At 57.9% G+C, this 19,656-nt stretch carries 19 protein-coding genes and 1 pseudogene; 15 read left to right on the top strand and 5 right to left on the bottom strand.

The features are described from left to right. Nucleotides 1–126 precede the first annotated feature (126 nt). From RBH10_RS05140 to RBH10_RS05150, 3 genes are all read right to left on the bottom strand, one after another. Nucleotides 127–1,146, bottom strand: coding sequence for an ABC transporter substrate-binding protein (locus RBH10_RS05140; protein WP_281038772.1), 1,020 nt, complete (start codon nucleotides 1,144–1,146; stop codon nucleotides 127–129). 47 nt (nucleotides 1,147–1,193) lie between these two features. After that, on the bottom strand, nucleotides 1,194–2,057 hold the full coding sequence (locus RBH10_RS05145) for an ABC transporter permease (protein ID WP_281038773.1): 864 nt from the start codon (nucleotides 2,055–2,057) through the stop codon (nucleotides 1,194–1,196). 110 nt (nucleotides 2,058–2,167) lie between these two features. Then, entirely contained in the window at nucleotides 2,168–2,938 is a 771-nt protein-coding gene (locus RBH10_RS05150) for an ABC transporter ATP-binding protein (protein ID WP_139020856.1), read from the bottom strand. 134 nt (nucleotides 2,939–3,072) lie between these two features. On the opposite strand from RBH10_RS05150, the gene RBH10_RS05155 reads away from it, so the two are divergent. Both RBH10_RS05155 and RBH10_RS05160 read left to right on the top strand, forming a co-directional pair. Further along, the gene (locus tag RBH10_RS05155) at nucleotides 3,073–3,738 is read left to right on the top strand and encodes a response regulator transcription factor (protein WP_045020006.1); all 666 of its coding nucleotides are present in this window, start codon (nucleotides 3,073–3,075) and stop codon (nucleotides 3,736–3,738) included. Beyond that, nucleotides 3,725–5,098, top strand: coding sequence for a sensor histidine kinase (locus RBH10_RS05160; protein WP_281038774.1), 1,374 nt, complete (start codon nucleotides 3,725–3,727; stop codon nucleotides 5,096–5,098). Before RBH10_RS05155 ends, RBH10_RS05160 begins: the two co-directional genes overlap by 14 nt. Nucleotides 5,099–5,192: 94 nt before the next feature. Here RBH10_RS05160 and RBH10_RS05165 read toward each other — a convergent pair whose 3' ends face one another. Beyond that, on the bottom strand, nucleotides 5,193–5,963 hold the full coding sequence (locus RBH10_RS05165; RefSeq protein WP_281038775.1) for an IclR family transcriptional regulator: 771 nt from the start codon (nucleotides 5,961–5,963) through the stop codon (nucleotides 5,193–5,195). A gap of 190 nt (nucleotides 5,964–6,153) precedes the next feature. Between RBH10_RS05165 and RBH10_RS05170 the strand changes: the two genes are divergently transcribed. The 9 genes and pseudogenes from RBH10_RS05170 to RBH10_RS05210 all read left to right on the top strand — a co-directional run bounded on the left by RBH10_RS05170 (nucleotide 6,154) and on the right by RBH10_RS05210 (nucleotide 13,745). After that, the gene (locus RBH10_RS05170) at nucleotides 6,154–6,972 is read left to right on the top strand and encodes a transporter substrate-binding domain-containing protein (protein WP_281038776.1); all 819 of its coding nucleotides are present in this window, start codon (nucleotides 6,154–6,156) and stop codon (nucleotides 6,970–6,972) included. An 18-nt stretch (nucleotides 6,973–6,990) separates the two neighbouring features. Continuing rightward, nucleotides 6,991–7,707 carry an amino acid ABC transporter permease gene (locus RBH10_RS05175; protein WP_281038777.1) on the top strand — a complete coding sequence of 239 codons (717 nt, stop codon included), beginning with the start codon at nucleotides 6,991–6,993 and terminating at the stop codon, nucleotides 7,705–7,707. Between the two features lie 2 nt (nucleotides 7,708–7,709). Next, complete coding sequence (locus tag RBH10_RS05180; protein ID WP_281038778.1) at nucleotides 7,710–8,522, top strand: amino acid ABC transporter permease; 813 nt, start codon at nucleotides 7,710–7,712, stop codon at nucleotides 8,520–8,522. Further along, on the top strand, nucleotides 8,519–9,265 hold the full coding sequence (locus tag RBH10_RS05185; RefSeq protein WP_045020018.1) for an amino acid ABC transporter ATP-binding protein: 747 nt from the start codon (nucleotides 8,519–8,521) through the stop codon (nucleotides 9,263–9,265). Before RBH10_RS05180 ends, RBH10_RS05185 begins: the two co-directional genes overlap by 4 nt. Before the next feature lie 121 nt (nucleotides 9,266–9,386). After that, complete coding sequence (locus tag RBH10_RS05190; protein ID WP_281038779.1) at nucleotides 9,387–10,703, top strand: FAD-binding oxidoreductase; 1,317 nt, start codon at nucleotides 9,387–9,389, stop codon at nucleotides 10,701–10,703. A 79-nt stretch (nucleotides 10,704–10,782) separates the two neighbouring features. Next, a complete protein-coding gene (locus RBH10_RS05195; RefSeq protein ID WP_281038780.1) occupies nucleotides 10,783–11,208 on the top strand; it encodes a RidA family protein in 426 nt (141 codons plus the stop codon). An 83-nt stretch (nucleotides 11,209–11,291) separates the two neighbouring features. After that, nucleotides 11,292–12,615 (top strand): annotated as a pseudogene (locus tag RBH10_RS05200) (NAD(P)/FAD-dependent oxidoreductase). Nucleotides 12,616–12,634: 19 nt separating this feature from the next. Continuing rightward, entirely contained in the window at nucleotides 12,635–13,333 is a 699-nt protein-coding gene (locus RBH10_RS05205) for an SDR family NAD(P)-dependent oxidoreductase (RefSeq protein ID WP_306180454.1), read from the top strand. A gap of 130 nt (nucleotides 13,334–13,463) precedes the next feature. Beyond that, on the top strand, nucleotides 13,464–13,745 hold the full coding sequence (locus RBH10_RS05210; RefSeq protein ID WP_281038783.1) for a DUF3858 domain-containing protein: 282 nt from the start codon (nucleotides 13,464–13,466) through the stop codon (nucleotides 13,743–13,745). Between the two features lie 22 nt (nucleotides 13,746–13,767). Here RBH10_RS05210 and hutC read toward each other — a convergent pair whose 3' ends face one another. Next, nucleotides 13,768–14,508, bottom strand: coding sequence for a histidine utilization repressor (gene hutC / locus RBH10_RS05215; protein ID WP_281038784.1), 741 nt, complete (start codon nucleotides 14,506–14,508; stop codon nucleotides 13,768–13,770). 703 nt (nucleotides 14,509–15,211) lie between these two features. On the opposite strand from hutC, the gene RBH10_RS05220 reads away from it, so the two are divergent. From RBH10_RS05220 to hutH, 4 genes are all read left to right on the top strand, one after another. Then, the gene (locus RBH10_RS05220; protein ID WP_372339769.1) at nucleotides 15,212–16,249 is read left to right on the top strand and encodes an ABC transporter substrate-binding protein; all 1,038 of its coding nucleotides are present in this window, start codon (nucleotides 15,212–15,214) and stop codon (nucleotides 16,247–16,249) included. Between the two features lie 105 nt (nucleotides 16,250–16,354). Further along, nucleotides 16,355–17,212, top strand: a complete 858-nt coding sequence (locus tag RBH10_RS05225; protein WP_045020029.1) for a proline/glycine betaine ABC transporter permease — start codon at nucleotides 16,355–16,357, stop codon at nucleotides 17,210–17,212. After that, on the top strand, nucleotides 17,205–18,047 hold the full coding sequence (locus tag RBH10_RS05230; protein ID WP_281038785.1) for a glycine betaine/L-proline ABC transporter ATP-binding protein: 843 nt from the start codon (nucleotides 17,205–17,207) through the stop codon (nucleotides 18,045–18,047). The genes RBH10_RS05225 and RBH10_RS05230 overlap by 8 nt, the downstream gene beginning before the upstream one ends. Further along, nucleotides 18,040–19,548: a histidine ammonia-lyase gene (hutH, locus tag RBH10_RS05235; RefSeq protein WP_281038882.1), complete on the top strand. Its 1,509-nt coding sequence runs from the start codon at nucleotides 18,040–18,042 to the stop codon at nucleotides 19,546–19,548. Before RBH10_RS05230 ends, hutH begins: the two co-directional genes overlap by 8 nt. The last annotated feature ends 108 nt before the right edge of the window (nucleotides 19,549–19,656 follow it).

The raw sequence follows: 19,656 nt of genomic DNA on the forward strand, positions 1-19,656 counted from the left end.
TCACTCTGATGGCTCGAAAGCGCTCGAGGCCCAGACGCGGGATGTGGATATTCTGGAACCCTGCTTCAATTGCTCATAAGGGCCGGTGGTACGGCCCTTATGACGCGGTTTTGAGCGATATGTTGCTCAGCTTCCAGAGCGCTGATGCAGCTGCGGAATGAACAGGTCGGTCCACGTCGCGGGCTTCACTTTGATAGTTCCAGCAAGGTGCATGAAATCAGCGAAGTCCATCACTTTATTGGGCGTGGTCGAGAACTGCGTATCCTTGTCCTCAAGCATGGTCAGCACATCTTCCACCGAAACCTTCACGTTGGAGTTTTTCACATATATTTCGGCAGCGGCTTTCTTGTCCTTGGCGATGAATGCATTGGCTTCGTCGAGGGCTGCCAGAAAGGCGTCTGTCGTCTTCGGGTTTGCATCGACGAAACGCTTTGGCGCGAATGTGACATCGAGTGTGATGTTGCCGATGACATCCACCGAGTTCACGACGCGATGGATTTTAGGGTCCTGAAGTTCGAGATAAGAAAAGGGCGGCGAGGTGAAATGCGTGGTGATTTCGGTCTGGCCGGCCTTGAGCGCTGCGAGTGCTTCCGGGTGAGGCAAGCCGACCGTTAGCGGATCAAGCTTTGCATAGTTTTCGCGGCCGAACTCGTGCGCAGCGATCATCTGCAAGACAACCGCGGACAAAGATGTCTTGATGCCAGGAAGGGCTATCTTGTCGCTAGGGCTGAGGTCCTGCAGTGTTTTTACCTTCGGATTGTTGCTGTTCAGCCAGAGCGACGTGGAGCTGAGCGCGCTGACGCCCACGACTTCGACATTCGGTATACCTTTGGCCTTGGACCAGAGGGTAATAAAGCCCGGTGCGCCCGTACCGGCGAAATCCAGAGTGCCGGCCATCATCGCATCGTTGATGACATTGCCGCCATCGAGCATCAGCCAATTCACCTTGATATCGCCGAGACCAGCCTTGGCGGCCTGTTCCTCAAGCATCTTCTGATCCGCCATGACGATCAGCGGCAGGTAAAGGATACCAAAGCCTTTGGATATCCTGACTTCTTTGACTTCGGCGTGGGCAGTGGTTGCTGCAACTGCAACGCCAAGTGCCGCGGTGAATGCGAGCGCCTTTGTATATTTCCAGAAATTCATGATCTTTCTCCTCCCAGATAACCGGTCAAACCGGATGTCGATTGCCGTCAGTGCTGCATGCCCCAGCGGCGAATGGTTTTTCTTTCGATGGTCGCGAAAATCAGGTTCTCCACGAACAACCCGATCAGGATGACCGTGAACAGTCCGGCAAAAACGTTCGCTGTTTCCAGCTGGTTACGATTTTCAAAGATGAACCAGCCAAGGCCGCCCGAGCCGGATGATACGCCGAAGACGAGTTCGGCAGCGATCAAGGTGCGCCAAGCAAAAGCCCAGCCGACTTTGAGGCCGGTCAGGATCGAAGGGAAGGCCGCAGGAATAAGCACAAGGCGCACCAGTGTCAGCCCGCGCAGCCCATAATTCATACCGACCATGCGCAACGTGTTCGATACCGAGCGGAACCCTGCATGGGTGTTGAGCGCGATCGCCCAGAGGACAGAGTGCACAAGCACGAAGACGATGCTGCCCGAACCAAGCCCGAACCAGATCAGCGCCAGCGGCAGCAGGGCGATTGCCGGTAGCGGGTTGAACATGGATGTCAGCGTTTCAAGAAGGTCCGCACCGATGCGTGAGCCGATCGCGAGAGTGGTCAGAAGCGCTGCCAGCAGAATGCCAATACCGTAGCCTATCACCAGCGTCTGCAGTGATGTCCATGCCCGGGCAGGGATAGTGCCGTCCGCGACATTGGCAAGGAATGCCGAAACGGTTTCGGAAAAGCTGGGAAACAGCAGCGGATTGCCGAGCCAACGACCATAGATCTCCCAGATTGCCGCAAGCGCCAGAAGAATGGCCGTCTTGCGGACAAAGCCGATGCGGTAAATGCGCTCGAAGATTGACAGCGTTTTTTCGACCGCAGGCCCATTGGTCTGGGGCTCAGTGTGAACCACTTCTGGACGAAGGGTTAGAATGCTCATTTGGAATCCTCCCGTTACCATGCCGCTGGCAGCGCAAGTTGCACCATGCGTCATGTCCGTATATCGCGTAGTGAAAGTGTACCGCCGGCTTGGATCGGGCCGGCATTGCATCAATGCGCAAACAGCATGTCGTTGATGCGCGCTTCCAGTTCTACCTGGCTTGTCGTACCCAGTTCTTCGGTCGGGATGCTGTTCAGCTCGGCCTTGACCTGTCCCGGATGGGGCGACAGCAACAAAATGCGGGTGCCGATGCGGATGGCTTCTTCGATCGAGTGAGTAACGAAAAGCACGGTGAAATGCGTGTCGTCCCACAATTGCAGCAATTCGTCCTGCATCTTGCGGCGCGTCAGCGCGTCGAGGGCGGCGAAAGGCTCGTCCATCAGCAACACGTCCGGTTCCATCGCCATCCCGCGAGCAATTGCAACACGTTGCTTCATCCCGCCTGACAGCATGTGGGGAAAGCTATCGATGAATTTCGTCAGGCCGACCTTGTCGATATAGGAGCGGGCACGCTCCCGGGCTTCGGCTGCACTCAGGCGGCCGCTCGATGTCAGCGCGAACATGACGTTCTCACCCACGGTTTTCCATGGAAGAAGCTGGTCGAACTCCTGAAACACCATCATCCGGTCCGGTCCGGGTTCGCTGACATCCTTGCCCTTAAGGCGGATGCGGCCCTCGCTTGGTGTGATGTAGCCACCGATCGCTTTCAGCAGTGTTGACTTGCCGCAACCCGAAGGGCCGAGCAACACAAAACGATCCGCCTTGTAGACTTCGAAATTGACACGATGCGTAGCTGTCACCAAAACGTCTGGCGTCTTGTATTGAAGCGTCACGCCATCAACGGTGAGCAAAGGCGCGGGTGTGCCTGCAGTGGAATGCATGTTCATAGGTCCTCCCGGATCGTTCGTCGTCCGCACTCCCAGCGAACTTGACAAAACCTTCATACAGCAAGACGCTGACTCTAAACTGACTGACGCCTGACGATGACTTCAGGTGGCTCTCATGGGGGGAAGGCGTGCGCATACTTGTCGTGGAGGATATGCCCGATATCGCGAAGGCGATCGTTTCGCGTTTTGAAGCGATGGGACATGCGGTTGATTGGGAGGCGAACGGCAGGACGGCCGGCGAACTGCTGGCCGTTCAGGTCTACAACCTTGTCATTCTTGATATGACCTTGCCGGGCGAGGATGGTGTTTCCATCCTCAAGACAATGCGCCGGCACAAGAACAGCACGCCGGTTCTGGTATTGACGGCGCGCTCTGCTGTGGATGATCGCATCACGGCGCTCGATCTGGGAGCCGATGACTATCTGACGAAGCCCTTCGATTATCGCGAACTCGAGGCGCGGGCGCGGGCGCTCCTGCGCAGGAGCGCCGGGCTTTCCGACAATATGTTGCGCTTTCATGAACTCGAGATCGACCGTGGCGGCCGTACGGCGTCCGTCGATGGAATTGCGCTCGAACTGACACGAAGGGAACTGACCGTCCTTGAAATCCTCGCAACGCGCACTGGGCGTTTCACCTCCAAGGAGGAGCTGGTGGATCAACTTTTCAGCTTCGATCAGGAACCAAGTCCGAACGCGGTCGAACAGTTTGTGACCAGGTTACGCCGCAAGCTCGCCGGAACACCGATCGAGATCAACACGATGCGTGGGATAGGATATCAGCTTGCGCGCCCGTGATCTCCCACGGTCGCTGCATGCGCGCATCATATCCTTCATCGCATTTATTCTCACCACCGGTGCTGTCGTACTTTCGCTTGCCGCCTGGCAATATGCCGACATCGCAGCGCGTGAAGCCTATGACAAGCTTCTGATCGGCGGAGCAATCCAGATCGCCGAGAATGTGTTCGTGCAGGGGGGCGTGGTGACGCTCGATCCGCCGGTGGCGGCCCTTTCGACGCTCTCTTCCTATGATCAGGTTTTCTATCGCGTCATTGATCCGCGCGGCGTGACCGTTGCCGGATATGCCGATCTTACTTCGCCGGCATCTGCCGCTGCCAGTCGCCAGAATGTGGTACTCAATGACGGGCTTTATCAAGGTCTTCCGGTGCGGTTTGCCACCATCTCGCGCATGGTTGACGCCCCCGATGTCGGGGGCTGGTCGCAGGTCGTCGTTGCGCAGACCGTACATGCCCGTGCGGCGCTCAGCTGGGATCTGACGCTGAAAGCATTTACGATCATCGCTGTTATGAGTTTTCTCGCTCTTCTGGCGGGCGCGTTTTCCGTGCGCTTCGCGTTGGCGCCGCTGGTCCGCATAGAAAGGGAAATCGCTGCAAGACAACCGGACGACATGCGGCCCATCGATATCGTGCCGCCGCTGGAGGTGCGCGCGCTGGTCAGCGCCATTGATGAATTTATGCGACGGCTTTCCGAACGGATTGCGGTGATGCAACGGTTTATCGCAGATGCGGCGCATCAGATCCGCACACCGCTTGCAGCGCTGGATGCGCGTCTCGAGCTTCTCACCAATGACGCCGATCCGGCGGATCATGCTCGCCAAATCGAAGGTATTCGTGAGAAAAGCGGCGAACTTGCCCGTTTGACCAGCCAGCTGCTCGGTCACGCCATGATTATACATCGGACGGAATCCGTACGCTTCGATAGTGTCGATCTCAACGCATTGGCCAAATCCGTGCTCGCGCAGACGGTGCCGCTTGCCTTTGAACGGGAGGTTGCCGTTTTATTCAGCCCGGCGGCTGGCGGATGCATCGTGCAAGCCGATGCCATCAGCATTCGCGAGGCGTTGGCAAATCTCATTCACAATGCGCTGACGCACGGCGCGGCGAGCCGGCTTGGCGTCACCGTCGGTTTCGACAACGGAAAGGCCTGGATTATCGTAAGCGATGACGGCCCCGGCATCCCTGCTTCCGAATGGGCAAGGCTTTGTTCGCCGTTCCAGGTGGGTGCGGCTGACGGGAAGGGATCAGGCCTTGGCCTGGCAATAGCCTCTGATGTCGCCAAGGGTCATGGGGGATCATTGGAATTCGGTGGAGAGCCAGGCAGATTTGATGTGAAACTGATCTTTCCCGGATCGCATTGAGCCGCGATCACCTTGGAACGCGGCTCAGCGGTGGATTGAGACTGGTTCTAGCGGCGAGCCGACTCCATGTACGCAGCTGTCACGCCCATTCATCTCATTGACTGGCGATCATGGAGATTTCCTCCTTGAGCATAAGTGCATATTGCTCAAGAGAACCTGGCACCAGCTTTGCGCAAAGCAGCGTGAAACCCAGTGAGGCACTTGCTTTGTTGCCGTCTGTGAAGATCGGCACGGCAACGCCGGCGATGCCTGGTATCAGCTCGCCTACATCCACAGCGTAGCCGCGCTCCCGGGTATCGGCGATAAGTTTGCGGACCTTTTCTTCGGTCAGATCCCGATAGGAAGCATAACGTGCGGCGTTGGCGCGAATGATGAAGTCCTGCTCGTCCTCATCCAAGAAGGCGAGCATTGCGATGGATCCGGGTCCGACGCCCAGCGCAACTGCCCCGCCGATCGATCCCGTCAAGGTTGGAACCACGCATTCTCCGTCGCGCCTGTCGAGGCAGACGGAATCGTGATTTTGCCTCACCATAAGGTGGATCGTATCGCCGGTACGACGGCGAATGCGGGTCAAGGCTGCCTCGCAGCGGTTGATGATACCGGGACCTCTGGCGGCACGCGCACCATAAATCGCCATGCGTCCACCCAGCCTGTAACAGCGCTTCTTGTCATCGCGGGCAAGGAGCTTGTGACCCACGAGCGTATTGAGAATGCGATGACAGGTCGCGGTATTAAGGCCTGAGCGTTCCGTCAGCTCCTTGAGGGTTATGCCGTCGACGCCACCATCCGCAACAAGGTCCAGAAGGATTACGGCGCGGTCCAGCAATTGTGCGCCCGTGGACGAGGTTTGTTTGGTTTTGGTCATAATTTCTCATATTGTAAAAAACAGACTGGTAATAGCTTGTATAATGAGAAATCTGAGTATTCAATGATGAATATTAAGTCTCCCCACGAAGTGTCTATATAAAAGGCAATCGGCCGGTGTGGATTTAATTATTCTGAAACCACTCATTGCAGCGGGCGGAAAGCCTGCCGATAAAAAACTGGGAACCAGCATGATCAAGAAGACTCTGATGCACGTGCTCGTCATGGCGAGCGCGCTTTCGGCCAGCACGGCCATGGCAGACACGCTCGCGGACGTAAAAGCCCGTGACAAGCTCATCGTCGGTGTAAAGAACGACTACGCGCCATACGGTTACCTCAACGACAAGGGCGAAACTGTCGGCTTCGAGATCGAGTTGGCGAAATATGTGGCGAAGGAGTTGCTGGGATCCGAGGACAAGATCGAGCTCGTCCCGGTTGTTGCAGCCAACCGTATTGAATTCCTGACGGCAGGTCGTATCGACGTTATTTTTGCGACGCTCGGCATTACGCCAGAGCGCGAAAAGGTCATCGATTTCACGACCCAATACGTCTCTGCGGGAGGCCCGTCCGTGTTGATGGCCGGCGGAGCGACCTTGAGCAAATGGGAAGAGCTGAAGGGACGTCCGGTTTGTGGCATCCAGGGTTCTTACTTCAACAAGAAGATGACCGAAGAGTTCGGCATCCAGCTGGTCAACTTCAAAAGCCAGCCGGAAGCCTATCGTGCCCTGAAGGACAATCGCTGCGTCGGAATGGTCTTCGACGACATGACGCTGCGGATGAAACTGCGCGAGGCGGATTGGGCAAGCTACAAAATCGCTATCCCACCCTATGAGTTCGCGCCCATGGCCGGTGGTTTGCGCAAGGACGAAACTGCATTCCGCGAGGCCGTAGACAAGGCGATCCATAAGGCAGAAGGCGAAGGCAAGCTGATCGAGTGGGAAACGAAGTACGGCATGCCGGCTTCCGATTATATCGCGCAGCGGGCCAAAACAGCCGCTTCCGCCAAGTAAACCGTATCGAGATAATCATTGTTCGGTCTTGACTTCTCCTGGCTCGGTGACCCGGCCTACCAGCAGTGGCTGCTGGTAGGCGTCACCAACACAATCGAACTTGCGGCACTCTCTTCGGGTGCCGCAATTATCATCGGCATGCTCGGTGCGCTTGCTTTGACGCTCCGGATTTTCTGGCTTGAGGCGCTTGTCGAACTTTTCGTCGAGTTCTTCCGTAATACCCCGCCGCTGCTACAAATGCTGTTTGCGTATTTTACTCTGTCGACGCTCGGCTTGAAGGTCACGGATCCGGCAACGGGCTTGTCCATGCCGTTGCTCAGCGCCTTTGCCTGCGCGGCGATCTCGCTAAGCCTGTTTGGCGGTGCTCTTGCGATCGAAGCTTTCCGCTCCGGTATCGAAACCATGCCACGGGCCATCATCGAAGCCGCGCGTTCCCTCGGTTATAGTCGCTGGGCCCGGTTCTGGCGGATAGAGGCGCCAATCGCAACGCGCATATGTTTGCCGGCGCTGACCAATATCCTGACCAATCTGTTCAAAACGACCTCGCAGGCATCGGTGATCACCGTACCGGAGCTGATGTACTACGCGGGACAGATCTATAACGACAACCTCCGCACACTCGAGGTGATGCTGCTTATCCTCCTCATCTATGTGTGCCTGGTGTCGGTCATCACCTTTGCGATGGCAAGGCTTGAAGCCTGGATGGCCTTCCCCGGCTATGGGATGGGACGTTGATCATGAATTCGGTACTTACTTACGAAAACAAGAAGCGTGCTGTCCTGCTGTTCATTGCGCTGGGCGTGATTGTCTGGATCCTCATTGATGCCCATGCGGGCGGATCGGAACAGTGGCAGCGCGTGGCGATCCGTTTGCCGCTCATCCTGACGGGATCGGGTTCGGGTTGGCCGGTAACAGGCGGCTTTGCGCTTAACATCGCGCTGTCCATTGCATCGATGGCGGTTGCCACCGCACTCGGTACTGCGCTGGGGCTGGCGACGCTTTCGAGATCGGCACTTGTGAGAATTCCATCACTTGCGCTGATGAACTTCCTGCGCAACTCGCCGTGGCTCGTGCTGTTGTTCGCGATGCTCTACATCATTCCGTTCGAAATCCATGTCTTCGGGTTGAGCGTGCCTTTCCCGCCGTTCGTGAAGGCCGTCATAGGTCTGGCTCTGCCGACCGGCGCGAACTTTTCGGAAGTCATCCGAGGTGCGGTGCAGTCGATCCATAGCGGGCAATGGGAAGCGTCGCGTTCGCTCGGTTATACGACGATGCAGATCTATCGCCATGTCATTCTGCCCCAGGCTTTCCGCCGCATGATCCCGGGCTGGATGAACCTTTATGCCCTGCTGATGATTGCCACTGCTCTCGCCACCGTGACGGGTATTCAGGACGTACTCACCATCCTGAACACATCGCTCGCAATGGAGAGCGAGCGCGCCATCGTCTATTTCTACGTAACCATCCTCTTCTTATTCTTCGCTTACTGCTACCCCATCGCGGTTTTCGCGCGGCGTCTGGAGCGTGCTGTCAAAGGAGACAATCTGTGAACCGTTCCCACGCTTTGATAGAGATCGAAGACATCCGCAAATCCTTCGGGACGTTCGAAGTGCTCAAGGGCATTTCGCTGACGGTAGCCAAGGGTGAAGCCGTCTGCATTATTGGCCCTTCCGGCTCGGGCAAATCGACCATCCTGCGCTGCATCAACGGCCTCATACCGATCGACAGCGGCTCCGTCCGTGTCGGTCAGCACCGTGTGCACGAGATGAAAGACGAAAAGGCCATGCGGCCATTGCGCCATCAGGTCGCGATGGTGTTCCAGCAATATAATCTTTTCCCGCACCGGACCGCGCTGGAAAATATCATGATGGCGCCGGTACAGGTTCTCGGGCACGACAAGTCCGAGGTCGAGGACCGCGCTCGCAAGCTGTTGAAAAAGGTACGGCTTTCGGAAAAGGCCGACAGCTACCCCGGCCAACTCTCCGGTGGTCAGCAGCAGCGCGTCGCAATTGCAAGAGCGCTTGCGATGCAGCCGGACATCATCCTGTTCGACGAGGTTACCGCCGCACTCGACCCGGAAACGGTGAAGGAAGTTCTCTTCACTATCCGGGAGCTTGTGGAAGATGGTCTGACCTGCGTGCTCGTTACCCACGAAATGAAATTCGCACGGGAAGTCTCGCACCGGGTCTGCTTCACCGATCGCGGGTTGATTGTTGAAAGCGCTCCGCCAGCCGAATTTTTCGACAATCCGCGAGATGAGCGCACGCGCGAGTTTCTGGGTCAGGTTCTCTGAACATGGATACGGGCCGAAAATTGTCAGGCCCGCATCGACTTACTGGTGCGTAGACCGGCTGGAATGCCGATCCCGTGCCGATTGCGATTGATGAAAGGCGAGCGCCGTCGCTCGATGAACCATGCCCAATTATGATGAGATTTATTCCAAGGATTTCAAGGAAGCGCCCTATTGGTGGGAGGCTGCCGAACCGGAAACCAATCTCGATCCGTTGCCTGAGAAGGTGGATGTGGTCGTTATCGGGTCCGGTTATGCGGGAATGAACGCGGCAACGCATCTGGCGCGCGCGGGCCGTTCCGTTGTGGTTCTGGATAGCGACCGGATCGGCTCGGGTTGTTCGACGCGTTCCGGCGGCATGGTGTCGAGCGGACAGAAACTCGTGGTCGGTGGCGCCATCAAGGGCATCGATCCGGCTCTCATTTCGCGGCTGATTGGTGAAAGCAACGAAAGCTTTGAATACCTGAAAATGCTGGTCGCGACGGAGAACCTGGACGCGGGTCTTGAACTCAAGGGGCGTTTCTTTGGTGCCCACGCTGCCGCGGACTTCGAAACGCTGAAACGCCATGGCGCGCTGCTGGCGGAAAAGACAGGCGTAAAAGTACATTTTTTCGATCGCGATCATCAACGCGAGGTGATCGGATCGGATTATTATAACGGCGGCATGGTCATTGATGACTACGGCGGTCTCCACCCTGGCCTGTATCACAAGGCATTGCGCGAGCGCGCCAAGGCTGCAGGCGTCCAGTTGCGCTCGCATGCCCGAGCCGGCATCGTCAAGGACGGTCCTAACCGTGAAAAGATCGTACCGACTGCGCGCGGTACTATTCGTGCGACCAATGTAATCGTCGCCACGAATGGATACACCGAAGCCGATGCCACGCCGGAACTGGCACGGCGGCTCGTTCCGGTGAAAAGCTACCAGATCGCGACGGAAGCTCTGCCGGCTGAGATATTGGCAGAACTCATTCCGCAGTCCCGGATGGTTTCCGATACGCGGCGCGACCTGATCTACAGCCGCGTGTCTCCAGACGGAACCCGTCTGCTGTTCGGTTCGCGGCCGGGTATTTTCGAAATGACGGAGAAGCAGGCCGCCAAGCGGATCTATGCCCGCATGCTCGCGATCTGGCCGCAACTCGCAGGTGTCAAGATCACGCATTCCTGGGTTGGAAGCGTTGCCATGACCGTCGACAAGCTTGCTCATATTGGCGAGCGGGATGGAGCCGATTTTGCAGTGGGCTGCAACGGCAACGGCGTCGCACTAATGACCTATCTGGGTTACCAGACCGCCCGAAAAATTCTCGGCGAGCAGAACGCGCCGTCCGCGTTCGACCGTGAAAAGTTCACTGCTGTTCCGTTCTATTCCGGAAAGCCATGGTTCCTGCCGGCATTTACCGGCTGGTATCGTTTGCGGGACTTCCTCGATCGTCCGAGGGGCTGAAACGTGGAGATCGCAGACGCTTGTGACGCGCCTGTGGCCAAATTTTCTTTTTCTTACATGCACAGATCACGGAGATAACATGAGCGACCTTGAGGTTATCAAGATCAAGTCCGGCAGCCTTTACGAAGAAAAGGCGAGCTATTCACGCGTAACCACCGTTGGAGATATGATCTTCGTCTCCAACACGGCCGGCATCGATTACAAGACGCGTGTCATTTCATCTGATATTCGCGAGCAGACCATGCAGTGCTTCAAGAATATCGAAGGCGCTCTTGCATCCGTCGGGGCAACGCTTGCGGATGTCGTTCGCTCGCGGGTCGCGATACCACGCGCGGAAGACAAGGATGCGGTGCTTGCCGTGCTCGGCGAAAAATTCCGGGGCATCGATCCGGCATCGACCATAACGGCCACACCGCTGGCTGGCGAATACCGCGTCGAAATCGAAGTCACGGCCTATCGCGGCGTCGGCAAGACCGAAGCCAGGTACATCAAGATCGATCTCTAAAATTCACCTCGGGGCATCGGGTCAGTTTTCAGTCCGATAAAGGACGCCCGATGTCGTCTCCATGCTTTCGAAAGGCCCGGGCGATGTCTCTTTCCATACCCCTCTCTCCATTTCAGGGTGACGAGGATTTTCCTTCCAAAGCGGATGTCGTCGTCATTGGCGGGGGGATCATCGGCATCAACACGGCGTTGACGCTTGCCGAGCGCGGCGTATCGGTGGTGGTCGTGGAAAAAGGTGTCATCGCCGGCGAACAATCGGCTCGGAACTGGGGCTGGACGCGCCAGATGGGCCGCGATGCCGCCGAACTTCCTCTTACCATGGCAAGCCTGCGGTTATGGTCCCAGATGAACGAGCGGATTGGGGCTGAAACGGGCTGGCGCAGAACCGGCATCACCTATCTTTGCTACAACAGGCAGGACATGGATATCTGGGGCGGCTGGTACGAAAAAGGCAAAGCCTACGGCCTGGATTCTGCAAATGCTCACCGGGCAGCAGGTTAATGCACTTCTTCCGGGTTCCTCCGGCGGTCTTATCGGCGGTCTCCACACGCCATCTGACGGACGAGCCGAGCCAACGATTGCGGCAGTTGCCATGGCCGATGCCGCGCGCCGCGCCGGGGCACGCATTCTCACGCAATGTGCGGCAAGAGGTGTTGAGCGAAGTGCGGGCAAAATATCCGCCGTCGTGACGGAACGGGGGCGAATTGCCTGCTCCTCGGTCGTTCTGGCGGGCGGTGTCTGGTCGCGGCTGTTTGCCGGAAACATGGGACTGGATTTCCCGCAGCTCAAGGTCATGGGCACCGTTGCCCGCGTGACCGGCGTGGAAGGCATTTCGGACATGCCGGTCGCTGCCTCCGACTTTTCCTACCGCAAGCGTCTGGATGGCGACTACACCATCGCATTGCGCAATGCCAACATCGCCAACATCGTGCCCGACAGTTTCCGGCTGTTTGCCGAATATATGCCGTCCTTCGTGCAGACGTGGCGCGAACTCAAGCTTCGGGTTGGGAAAGATTTTATCAAGGAAATGTCTGTGCCGAGGTCGTGGAGCCTCGATCAGCGGACACCTTTCGAGACTGTGAGAACGCTCGACCCGGTTCCGGCGCAGTCCTTTAATCGCAAGGCGCTCGCCAAGCTGGCGCAGGCGTATCCGGCTTTTGCAAAGGCCAAGATCGTCAATGAATGGGCCGGAATGATGGATGTCACGCCGGATGCCGTGCCTGTCATCAGCGAAGTGGCTTCAGTGCCCGGCTTTCATATTGCGTCCGGTTTCTCTGGCCACGGCTTCGGCATCGGCCCGGGCGCGGGACAGTTGATGGCTGATATCGTGATGGGAACGACGCCGCTCGTCGATCCGAAACCGTTCCACATCTCCCGGCTACGGCCAAATTTCGCCAAAGCCGCATAACGCCTCAAAGGTTGGGAATATGTCAGATTGCATGAAACCGGTCGTCATGATCAGCGGGGCCTCGCGTGGAATCGGTGCCGCCGCCGCCCAGGCAATGCTGGATGCGGGCTGGGCCGTCAGCCTTGGCATGCGAGACACTTCCGTTTCGAAGTTTTCCGGCGCGTCGGTTCTCAACTGTCGATACGATGCGCTCGATCCGGGGTCGGAGAAGGAGTGGGTCGCGGAGACTATCTCGCATTTTGGCGGCATAGACGGCCTCGTGCTGAATGCCGGCATCATGATGAAGCGTACGGTGCTCGAGGCCACCGACGAAGACTTTGACATGATGTTCGCCGTCAACGTCAAATCCCCGATGCGGCTGAGCCAACTTGCCTGGCCTCATCTTCAGAAAAAACCGGGCCGGATAGTCGTGATGTCGTCACTATCAGGCAAACGCGTGCGCTCCGCAGGCGCCGGTCTTTACGGGATGTCGAAGTTTGCGCTTACGGCACTTTCGCAGGCGCTACGCCAGTGCGGCAAGGAAAGCGGTATTCGGTCCACGGCCATTTGCCCAAGTTATGTCGCCACCGATATGGCCCAGGGACTTGCCAGCGCATCGGAAGAGGAACTGACGAGGCCGGAAGACATCGCCATTCTGATACGGACGATTCTTTCGCTTCCTCCAAGTGCGAGTATTGCCGAAGTGCCGGTGAACTGGACCGTTGAAGAGTGTTATTGACCGCACAGTGACGTCAGCGGCTTTCGATTGTTTGCCACCAGCCTGCCGTAGCCAATGGCGATGCATCCCGCTGCGCTTCCCCTTACCACCGCCAGCCAGGGTGGTTTCGTCGTTTCCGATACGACACAGCGTGGCGCTTCCTCCGGATATGAGCATTGCTATCCTTCCGAAAGACGTCGACATTCGCGATGAGGTCGGCTTTTACACGGCGGGATACGAGAAACAGGACGACCGTCTTATCGTTCATCGTCGACTGGTCCTGAAAGCCAGAGAGCTGGAACCGACAGGCTACCCGGATCTGGAACGGCTAATCTACGCGGCCCAGAACGATTTTACCGCTATCGTGACGACGAACGCTGCGCGAACCGAAGCCCAACCGGTGAGTGGGGATGTCGGCAAAAGCCATTCGTGACAGGCGCGTCCGGGGAGATTTCCTATTCCTGGCTTTCGAGCCGATAGCGGGTGCCTGGATATAATAGCCGCACGGACGTTACCGCATGGCTGGAGGACCAGGTTCGACGCCGCACCTGAAGGCAGGGTTCGTGCCGGCCAATCGCTAGCAGTTTGCATTCCCAGGGTTGAGGCGCTGCGGCCTCGATGAACTGTTCGGTGCGGGAGATCGGCGCCACCGCCGTCAGATACGCATTCGGGGTCAGGGAACTGAAATCCTGCCGGAGATATTCCGGGGCGACTTCCGCATTGACGAAGCGGTCTTCCAGCTGGATCGGCACGTCGTCCTCGTGATGGACAATGATCGAGTGGAAGATCTTCGATCCCACTTCGATCTCCAGCGCGGCGGCAAGTTCGGGACCGCATACCTCGGTTTGCGCCAGTATCAGATTAGGCAGGTGTGAAGAGCCGCGTTCCTTGATCTCGTCCGCGATATTGCGCACGCCCATCATGCCGGCGCTTCGCTTTTTCAAGGCAACGAACGAGCCTCGCCCCTGAACGCGCACGATGACGCCTTCGGTGGCAAGTTCCCGCAGGGCGCGGTTTGCCGTCATCCGGCTGACGCCCAGCGTTTCCACCATCTCGTTTTCCGAGGGAACCCTGTGGTGCAAGGGCCATTCGCCGCTGGCGATCTTTTCCTTGATTTGCGTTTTCACGCGCTCATAGAGCGGCAGAGAAGGGTGTTCGCTGGATACGGAAAGGCGACTTTCGATCACGGACGGCATTGGAACTCCCTAAAAAACAGTCGGCTGCCTAAAATATAATCAGAGTTGGCGGCGTATGTAAAATATCATCTTTCCACTTGCTTGTCTTCTAAAACCATGCAAAGTTACATATACAACTTGCGAGGCGCCCAATGAAGGGTGGAAGGGTCAATCTTTTGCGAGCACATTTTCTCGCGGATGACTGAGGTGAGGATGTTCGCATGCCAATCGGCTCTGAGGGAGAAATCAGGTCCATTGTCTCCGATATTAAGGGGGACGGGCTATGAATGAGCATTTTTACGTATCGCCCACGCTTCCATTGACGCCTATGCGCGCTTGCTCGTTTCGTCCCGCGGCGGCCGGATTTGCGAAGGCATCCAGAACGGGCGATGACGATTTTTGCTCGTGGAAAGTGCTGGAAGATCACTTGGCCATAAGGCCGCGGGTCTCCGAAATCGACGTGACTTCTGCGAAGTTGTATAGTGAACTTAAGGTAAGTAACCTGGGTCGCTATGGCGCATTTCCTCGCCGTCGACAGGGAATCAGCGCCCGAACCCACATACATTCCGGTGAAACACCGCTTCTCATATTGCGAACGGGCAAACCATGATTTGTCCGGCTAATCCAGCATCGCTCCATGCCTACATGTCCGGGAGAACCCGTAGCGGTACCGCATAAGTTTGTGCCGATAGAAATGCCAATCATCAATCAAAAGGGGAATAAAATGTTGAATACAAAATTGAAATTCGCGCTTGCCACCACCGCCCTGCTTGCGGCGCTGCCGATGGGTTCTGCCCATGCCGCCAGCTACTGCGGAGAGGGAAAGACCGTCACTTTTGCCGGCATCGACTGGGAAAGCGGCTCCTTCATTACTGAAGTCATGAAGACCATCCTGTCCAAGGGATATGATTGCAAGGTCGATTCCATTCCCGGCAATTCCGTGACGCTGGAACAGGCGACCGCCAACAACGACGTGCAGATTTTCGCTGAAGAGTGGATCGGCCGGTCCGATGTCTGGAACAAGGCCGCTGCCGCAGGGAAAGTGACTTCGGTCGGCAAGACCTTCGTGGGTGCCTCCGAGGGCTGGTTCGTTCCCGAATACGTGATTAAGGGTGATGCCGCCAAGGGCATCGCGGCAAAGGCCCCCGACTTGAAAAGTGTCGAGCAGCTTTCCGATCCCAAGATCGTTGCGCTGTTCCAGGATCCGGAAGAGCCGTCCAAGGGACGTTTCCTCAATTGCCCGTCGGGCTGGACCTGTGAGGGCGTCAATACCGCCAAGCTTGAGGCCTACAAGCTCGACAAGCCCTATGTGAACTTCCGTCCCGGCACGGGCACGGCGCTGGATGCGGCGATCAGCTCCGCTTATCTCCAGGGTGACCCGATCCTGTTCTACTATTGGAACCCGACGGCGATCATGGGCAAATACAAGCTGGTGCAGCTTGCCGAGCCTGCTTACACCGAGGCTTGCTGGAAGGAACTGACGAGCGCCGACGGTAAACGCGAGGCCGGATGCGCATTCCCGGCCGTCGAGGTCGCCTACGGCGTTAACAGTGATTTCGCCAAGGCCGCCCCTGATATTATGGAAGTCCTCGGCAAAGCCACTTTCCCGCTCGACGAGGTCAATTCCAGCCTCGCCTATATGGTTGACGAGAAGACCGATGCGGTTGCCGCAGCGACGCGGTTCCTCAAGACCAAGGCCGATATCTGGGGCGCATGGGTGTCACCGGAGGCCAAGACTCGTATCGAAGCGGCGGTCAAGTAGCAATCGCGGGGCCGCGCACCGGTTTGGGCGCGCGGCCTTTTCTTTTCCCGTCAGGGCCGGAACCCGTCGAGGACGGAAAACGGCAACGTACGAGGGCGTTACCCGATGTTTCCTGAAACTTTTCATATTTCCGTTCGCGGCCCGATCAACGAATTCGTCCAGACACTGGTGGTCAATTACGGTTTCGTGTTCAAGGCGATTTCGCAGACCATTCTGCAGGTCATCCTGTTCATGGAATGGATATTGCGCGGTCTGCCGTGGTGGGTGGTTTTCATCGCGTTTCTGGCGCTTGCATGGTTTGCCGCCCGCAAAATCTCGCTCGTTCTCATGGTTGGGGTCATGTTGCTGATCGTCGGCGCTCTCGGCCTCTGGGACCTGACGATGCAGACATTGGCGCTGATGCTCATCGCCAGCCTGATTTCCGTCGTCATCGGCGTGCCGGTCGGTATCTGGCTCGCCAAGAGCCAGATCATGCGGCGCATAACGTTACCCGTTCTCGACGTCATGCAGACGATGCCGAGCTTCGTTTATCTCATTCCGGCAATCATGCTGTTTGGTCTAGGCAAGGTGCCGGCGGTCCTCGCGACCATCATCTACGCCGTGCCGCCATTGATACGCCTGACCGATCTCGGCATCCGGCAGGTCGACAGCGAAGTGGTGGAGGCGGCGACCGCTTTTGGCGGCAGCCCGTCGCAAATCCTGTTCGGGGTCGAGCTTCCGCTTGCCACGCCGACGATAATGGCGGGTCTGAACCAGACGATCATGATGGCGCTTTCCATGGTGGTGGTCGCGTCCATGATCGGCGCCCGCGGACTGGGGGAACAGGTTTTGAACGGAATTCAGACGCTCGATGTCGGAAAGGGTCTCGAAGCGGGGCTTGGCATCGTCATTCTCGCAATCGTGCTTGATCGTATTACGCAGGGCTTTGGCCAATCCAGCCGGAAGGAACGCGGCGATGACTGATATTGCAATCCGTAACGTTTCCAAGATTTTCGGCAGCAACTGGAAGACCGCACTCGCCATGACCCGCGACGGTGTCGACAAGGCCGCGATATTGGCCAAGACCGGTTGCAGCGTTGGCCTCGACAATGTCAGCCTCGATATCGCCGGCAGCCGCGTCTTTGTCATCATGGGGCTGTCCGGTTCCGGAAAATCGACCCTCGTTCGCCACATCAACCGCCTGATCGAGCCGACAAGCGGTGAAATTCTCGTCGGCGGCAGCAATGTGCTCGATCTGAACCCAAAGGACCTGCGAAGCTTCCGCAATCGCCGCGTCAGCATGGTGTTCCAGAATTTCGGGCTGATGCCGCATCGCACCGTCCTTCAGAACGTCATCTACGGCCAGCGTGTGCGTGGTCTTTCCACGGCGGAAGCGGACCCTATCGGCATGAAATGGATCGAGACGGTGGGGCTTGCCGGTTACGAGAACAAGATGCCGCATCAGCTTTCCGGCGGCATGAAGCAGCGTGTCGGCCTTGCCCGTGCGCTTGCCGCCGATACCGACGTTATCCTGATGGACGAAGCGTTTTCCGCCCTCGACCCGCTGATCCGCGCGGATATGCAGGACCAGCTTCTGCAACTGGAAAAGAACCTTTCGAAAACAATCGTCTTCATCACCCACGATCTCGATGAGGCGCTGCGCATCGGTGCACAGATCGCGATCCTGAAGGACGGAAAGCTGGTGCAGGTCGGAACACCGGACGATATTCTCAATCGCCCCGCCAGCGACTATGTCGCCCGGTTCGTGCAGCGCCGTGCCGGTGCTGGAAATGCTGCCGGACATGCCCATCATGATTGAGACCGTCGTCATCGATCGCGGTGCTTCCTGGCGGGATATCGCCGCCGTGGCGAAAGGTGCCCGGCTCTCCCTGGCGGATGCCGCCTGGGCACGCATCTCCGCCGCGCGAGATATTGTCGAGGCGCTCGTTGCTAAGGGCGTGCGCGGGTATGGCATCAATACCGGCGTTGGCGCCCTCTGCGATGTTATCGTAGATGAGGACCGGCAGCAGGCTCTGTCGCGCAACATCCTGCTCAGCCATTCCTGCGGCGTCGGAGAACCGCTGGAACGGGAGAAAACCCGTGCCGTCATGGCCGCGCAAATCGTCAATTTTGCCCATGGTTTCTCCGGCATAAGGGTGGAAACCGTCGAAGCGTTGCTTGCCCTGTTGAACGCGGATGTGCTGCCTGTCATCCCCTCGCGCGGCTCGGTCGGATACCTCACGCACGCGGCGTCCATCGGGCTGGTCCTGATCGGCGAAGGCGATGCGATCCATAAAGGCGAAAGACTTGACGGCCGACAAGCGCTGGCGGCAGTCGGTCTTCTGCCGCTTGTGCCTCTGGCCAAGGAGGGCTTAAGCCTCGTCAACGGAACGCCTTGTGCCACCGGGCTTGCATGTCTGGCATTGGCGCGCATGGAAAGCCTGCTGGACTGGGCGGATGCGGCGGCCGCGATGACCTACGAAAACCTCGGAGCGCAATCCGATCCCTTCGCAGCGTCACCGCTTGCTCTGCGTGTCTCCGCAGGGCTTCAGCTTGTCGGAAACAATCTTCGCCATTTGCTTGCGGGCAGCCCTCTGCTGGCTCGGTCGGCGGGTTCGCGCACGCAGGATCCGCTCAGCCTTCGTGCAGTACCGCAAATCCATGGCGCCGTCCGCGATAGTGTCATGCAGATCGGTGACGTGGTGAACCGTGAATTGGCGAGTGTTACGGACAATCCGGTCGTCGCCGGGTCGCCGGATGCGCCGGAAGTGCATTCGCAGGCCCATGCCGTTGGTGCGGCACTTGGGCTTGCCATGGATGGCCTCGCCGTTGCCGCGGCGGAGCTGGCAAGCATTTCAGAACGCCGGATCGATCGTCTCGTCAACCCGCTGGTCAGCGGCTTACCGGCGTTTCTGGCGGAAGGCAGCGGCGTTTGCTCCGGTTTCATGATCATTCAATATACGGCAGCGGCCCTGGCGGCAGAAAACCGGCGGCTGGCAGCACCGGCAAGCCTCGATGGCGGCATAACCTCCGCATTGCAGGAAGACATTCTCACCCACGCCACGCCGGCTGCCGACAAGGCGCTTTCAATCGTCGCCAATCTGGAAACGATCCTCGCAATCGAGATCATGAGCGCTGCGCAGGCTTATGACATCCAACCGGAAAAATGTGGCATGGCGCCGGGCACCGATGCGCTCTATCGGCGTGTTCGTGCTGTGGTCCCGTTCTATCGTGATGATCGGCCACTTAACCGCCTGCTTGCCGTCATAGGGAACATGCTGCACACCACCACCCCTCAAATGGAGACACCCTGGTCGTAAGTGGGGATGCCTGGGGGCTGGCATCGGAGGAGTGTTCGTTTTCTACCCGCGCCGTCTTTGATCTTTCCAGCGGCAAGGCGACTATTGCCGCCCAGGGGATTTTGCCAA

This window comes from Rhizobium sp. AN73, from assembly GCF_030757975.1.
Taxonomy (GTDB): domain Bacteria; phylum Pseudomonadota; class Alphaproteobacteria; order Rhizobiales; family Rhizobiaceae; genus Agrobacterium; species Agrobacterium arsenijevicii.